At 56.2% G+C, this 4121-nt stretch carries 5 protein-coding genes; all 5 read right to left on the bottom strand.

The window, feature by feature from the left end:
- Positions 1–305 precede the first annotated feature (305 nt).
- Entirely contained in the window at positions 306–911 is a 606-nt protein-coding gene (locus NW834_RS09715; protein ID WP_011433718.1) for a DUF3727 domain-containing protein, read from the bottom strand.
- 107 nt (positions 912–1018) lie between these two features.
- Positions 1019–1255 carry a gas vesicle protein GvpG gene (locus NW834_RS09710; protein WP_414413199.1) on the bottom strand — a complete coding sequence of 79 codons (237 nt, stop codon included), beginning with the start codon at positions 1253–1255 and terminating at the stop codon, positions 1019–1021.
- 189 nt (positions 1256–1444) lie between these two features.
- On the bottom strand, positions 1445–1834 hold the full coding sequence (locus NW834_RS09705) for a hypothetical protein (RefSeq protein WP_414419410.1): 390 nt from the start codon (positions 1832–1834) through the stop codon (positions 1445–1447).
- A 340-nt stretch (positions 1835–2174) separates the two neighbouring features.
- Positions 2175–3809, bottom strand: coding sequence for an AAA family ATPase (locus tag NW834_RS09700; protein ID WP_414350248.1), 1635 nt, complete (start codon positions 3807–3809; stop codon positions 2175–2177).
- Positions 3810–3922: 113 nt separating this feature from the next.
- The coding region (locus NW834_RS09695) for a pentapeptide repeat-containing protein (RefSeq protein ID WP_414426294.1) at positions 3923–4121 on the bottom strand (199 nt) is incomplete at its 5' end.

Here is a 4121-nt window from a genome sequence, read left to right as displayed (position 1 = left end):
TAGTAATCCGTACTGAACATATTATACATTATTTTCAGTATAGTTGAGCTTATTATTGACTAGAGTCATGCTCCTTCGCTACGCAATGCTCAGGCGGCTGGTCTGAGGCTGGCTTATTCTGACCCTTGGCCCGCAGATCCGACGCCCCCGACAGATGTTGAGACGGGTCTGGAGTGGCTGGTGAAAAACTCTGGGCAAGTTTTACCGGGTAGTTTCACCACCTCTATCCCTATGGTGCTCCGCACCGCCGAGGCGACTGGCTGGGCAGGAGTATCCAACTCGGCAGAACAGAAGGGGTTGACCGCCTAATCTTCGTCTTCATCTTCTTCGTCATCTCCGTCTTCCCATTCCTCATCGAGATCCAGCAGCAGGGCATAGAGCTGATCAAAAAGCTCTGGCGGCTCATCGGGGGTGAGCAGGTAGGGATCCCCTTCGTCAGGCAGAGCGGCGTAGAGCAAAACGGGATCGAGGGGGGTAAAGATGCCGTATTTCTTCTCTTGGTAGAAAAAGGTAGCTAGCAGTTGAAACTCCTGGGCATCTTCCTCGCTCTCGCCCAGCTCGAACACATCTTCCTCTTCGACTGGGGGCAATTCCCCCTGAACCGTGAGGATGTCGAAGCCATTTTGCTGCAAGGTGAGGTTCAACTCCCCCAAGACAGCCTGGATGGTGGGCAGGGTAGCCTGTAGCTCTTCGGGATCCGGCTCGTCCAGGATCCCTTCCATGTTGGCATCGCCGTTCACCGCTTGGCTGGGTTCTTCTTCCCCTTCCCAAACCAGCACTTTGATCACAGCATCAACGGGAGTCACCAGAGCATAGGTCTGCTCGTCGATGACCACCTGCCGCAGGATCTCGCACTTGAGAGGCTGGTTTTGCTCGTCGCGGAGCACCAAGGTTTCATGGGATTCAGTCATTGAAAACAGCCCAGGGTAGGAAAGACGGGGGTGTACAGAAGCTCATTCTCCCATGTTCTGCCCCCCTGCAATGCTGAGGGATCCCTTCCAGGCCCACCGGCAGAACTCTATGCTTCGGCTTCTCGTTCTGCCTGGGTTAAGGCTTCCAGAGCCAATAAAATCTCCTCTTCTCGGCGGGCGTAGGTTTCCTCGTCAATTTCTCCCAAATCTAGCTGAATTTGCAGGGCCGTAAGTTCTTTTTGCAGGTTTTCTTTGCTATCCAGCTGTGCTTCGGCGCGTTCTTGGATCTGCTCTGCTAGCCAAAGCAAACTTTGGGCCGGCCACGTCAACAGTTGCCAAACCATCCCAGGGCCCCTAAAGCAGATGATGAGTCTTCGTAATCCTATCAATTTGGATTCTCAGGTGGCCATTGCCCCGGCCTAGCCGTGAAACTTTTTGTTCCCTTCCTCCCCAAGCTGGAAAGACTGGGACACGCACGAAGCGCCAGGGGAAACACTGGCTATTGGTGCTCAGGCAAGTCCTAGCCGCGAAGACTAATCCTCTCGCTGGTGCTTCTCGATCCACTCCATGAGCTCCCCCTCGGAATGGGTACACAGGCGCTCTCCCGTGATTGGGTCTTGGACAGACCACCAGACCATGCCGCTGCCATCTACCCACTGCCGCACCTGCAGTTCATCGCAGGCCGCCAAGACTGCCTTCAGGCTCTGCCAAAGGTGGCGCAGTCCTCTGAAGAGCGCTGAAGAGAAGGGATCCCTGCCGCCGTACTCGGCTGCCAGCTGCCGCTCTTCTTGTTTCAGCAGCTCCATCAAGCGGGTGTTGTTGGCCGCCCTAGCTGCTTCCAAACGACGGGCCAGGGAGGCTGCTATGTTTTGGCGATGGCGGGCCAGGAGACTTGTCCCCCTCATTTCAGCGATTGCACTCATAAGGCTGCTCTACATACCAGTACCTCTACACGATCAATCCTACCAAAAAATCTGTAGTCAAGGATACGAAAAGTGCAAAACCATCGGTCCTGCACGCTGACGTGCGGGATCCGATCCCGGTGCCCTGCCTGGGAGCTGCCGGAAGTTAATCCAACAAGGGGCCACCTGAGCAGCTCAGATCAATCGGCGGCTTCCCCGGACGGATTTAAGGGGGCTAATCCACAGGCAGCAAATTCAAGCGGAGCGGCAACCGGAGTTTTTCCGCGTCTTGCAGGAAAAAATGCTTGCAAGCCTACTTCCACGGAGCTGCCACAACTCGGAACGAGCCGACCAAAACAGCTTAGGCAGGAGGTGGAGAGGAAAAGGATGGGGGGCTATCAACTTCAATGTAGCCTAACCCTCTCTTCTGGACGATGGTCCGTAGCTCCTGAATCAACTTTTGATCTTGGGAAGCGGTACGTGCTCCTGACTCGGCAGCCCATTCTTTCAAGCTTTGAATTTGGTCACGAGCGATGGCGGCTAGAGGAACCGTTTGGCGGGTGGCGGTCAGGATATCTTCTTGGGTGAACTCGCGGGGTGGATCCTGATTAAAGGCCATGTGCATGGCATCGTAAATGGTCTGTTCAATTTCCGCCCCGCTGAAATCTTCTGCAGCCATGGCCAGCTCAGTATAGGAGAAGTCTCGTACTCGGTTGGACCGTAGCCGTTGGACATGGACTCGAAAAATCTCTTCCCGCTCCCGTTGGTTGGGCAAATTGACGAAGAAAATTTCGTCAAACCGGCCTTTGCGCAGCAGCTCGGCCGGCAAGATGCGGACATTGTTGGCGGTGGCAACAATAAAAACGGGTTTGGTTTTTTCCTGCATCCAGGTGATCAGGTTGCCGAAGACCCGCTTGCTGGTGCCCGAATCCCCTGAAAACTCGCTGTTGACGCCGCCAAAGGCTTTATCCAACTCATCAATCCACAACACACAAGGGGCCATGGCTTCGGCAATTTGGATCATCTGGCGCACGCGGCTTTCGCTTTCGCCGACGATCCCGCCGAAGAGTCGCCCCACATCCAGCCTGAGCAAGGGCATGCGCCACTCGCGGGCTATGGTTTTGGCACATAGAGACTTGCCGGTGCCCTGGATCCCGGCCAGCAAAATGCCCTTAGGACTGGGCAAGCCATAGGCACGGGCCTGGGCACTAAAACTGTTGCGGCGCTGCCGAATCCAGGCTTTGAGGTTTTCCAGGCCGCCGACATTTTGCAAGGTCTCGGAGGGGTTGTAAAACTCCAGGATTTCCGTCTGGCGGATGTATTGTTTTTTCTCTTCCAGAACAAGGTCAATATCGCCCTCGCTGACCTTGCCCTTGGCGGCTAGGGCGCGGGCCAGGATCCGCTCAATGCGCTGCCGGGTCAGTCCTTGGCAGGCTCGAACCAGTTGTTCCCGCGCCGGGCCGCTTAGCTCCAGTTGACGGGCAGGGATCGCGCGGGTAATGATCCGCTCAATTTCGGCGATGCTGGGCAGGGGAAAATCATAGACCACAATTTCCTCGCGCAGCTCGGCAGGGACAACGGCTTCTTGGCCCAAGAGGATGATGGACTTGCGGCTGTGGCGGCTCTCTCTGGCCAGGGTTTTCAGGTAGCGGATGACGGGGTAATTGTCCGAGCGTTCCGGATTTCTCAGGGTGGGGTTTAGGTCTTTGAGAACACAAATAACCGCCTCGTCCTCTTTGATGGCGCCGATGCGGCCCAGAGCAGGCATCAATTGGCCTTTGTTTTGGCCGTTATCTGACCAGCCGGAGACGATATCCCAGATTAGGAGTTTGCGCTTGGGCTTGAGGGAATCGGCTAGAACTTGCAGGAGCTCCTCTGCCGGGGCTTCTTCGGGAGTAACCAGGTAGATCAAAGGGTAGCGGGCGCGAACCACTAAGTCCAGCAGTGTGAGGATGTCTTGGTGATTGCTGGCAAAGGCGAGATCTGAGGGACTCATGGATCCACTGAGAGCGGCTGTAGGTAGTGTAGCCAAGGGATCAGGCTAGGGATGGATGGCTCCGTCGGGGAGGATGGCCCCTTTCAAGTCGGCGAATTGATCCTAGCCGGGACTTAGCAGTGTTTTGCGCCCCATAGGTTTGCCCCCTTTAGGTTCGTGCCACCCAGCTTTGCTCCCCTCAGGTCGGCCCAGCTCAGGTTGGCCTCGCTCAGGTCGGCCCCGCTCAGGTCGGCCCCGCTCAGGTTGGCCCAGCTCAGGTTGACCCTGCTCAAATTAGCGTCGCTCAGGTCAACCCTACTCAGGTCAGCCCAG

Source organism: Synechococcus sp. R60.1 (assembly GCF_047461835.1).
Taxonomy (GTDB): Bacteria; Cyanobacteriota; Cyanobacteriia; order Thermostichales; family Thermostichaceae; genus Thermostichus.
The sequence above is the reverse complement of the archived record's forward strand: the minus strand, read 5'-3'. Positions and strand labels throughout refer to the sequence as shown.

What these genes read in the sequence shown, in the direction of transcription:
- NW834_RS09715 (WP_011433718.1), bottom strand. Translation starts at nt 911, where the DNA reads ATGACTGAATCCCATGAAACCTTGGTGCTCCGCGACGAGCAAAACCAG.
- NW834_RS09710 (WP_414413199.1), bottom strand. Translation starts at nt 1,255, where the DNA reads ATGGTTTGGCAACTGTTGACGTGGCCGGCCCAAAGTTTGCTTTGGCTA.
- NW834_RS09705 (WP_414419410.1), bottom strand. Translation starts at nt 1,834, where the DNA reads ATGAGTGCAATCGCTGAAATGAGGGGGACAAGTCTCCTGGCCCGCCAT.
- NW834_RS09700 (WP_414350248.1), bottom strand. Translation starts at nt 3,809, where the DNA reads ATGAGTCCCTCAGATCTCGCCTTTGCCAGCAATCACCAAGACATCCTC.